Raw genomic sequence first — 446 nt, forward strand, 5'->3', positions numbered from 1 at the left:
TATACTTATGGTGCCGACGGCACAAAGCTGAAAACTGTCCATAAGACAGGCAGCACTACTACCACGACGGACTATTGCGGAAACGTGGTCTATGAGAACGATGTTCAGAAGTTGCTGCTGACCGATGAAGGCTATGTTACTTTGAGCGACGGCAAGTATCATTACTACTTGAAAGACCATCAGGGTAATAACCGGGTTGTGATTAACCAAAGCGGCACGGTAGAGGAAGCGAACCATTACTATCCCTTCGGTGGTGTGTTTGCAAGCTCAGGCAATGTGCAGCCTTACAAGTATAACGGCAAGGAGTATGACTCGAAGAAAGGTTTGAACTGGTATGATTATGGTGCAAGGCATTATGATGCGGTATTGGGTAGGTTTACGACGAATGACAGATTTGCCGAGAAATATTATTCGATGTCTCCGTATCAGTATGGGGCGAATAGTCC

The 446-nt window shown here is 46.0% G+C and carries 1 protein-coding gene; it reads left to right on the forward strand.

The features are described from left to right. The coding region (locus DXD65_RS21405) for an RHS repeat-associated core domain-containing protein (RefSeq protein ID WP_317125010.1) at nucleotides 1–446 on the forward strand (446 nt) is incomplete at both ends.

This window comes from Bacteroides sp. 4_1_36 (assembly GCF_003466325.1).
GTDB lineage: Bacteria > Bacteroidota > Bacteroidia > Bacteroidales > Bacteroidaceae > Bacteroides > Bacteroides uniformis.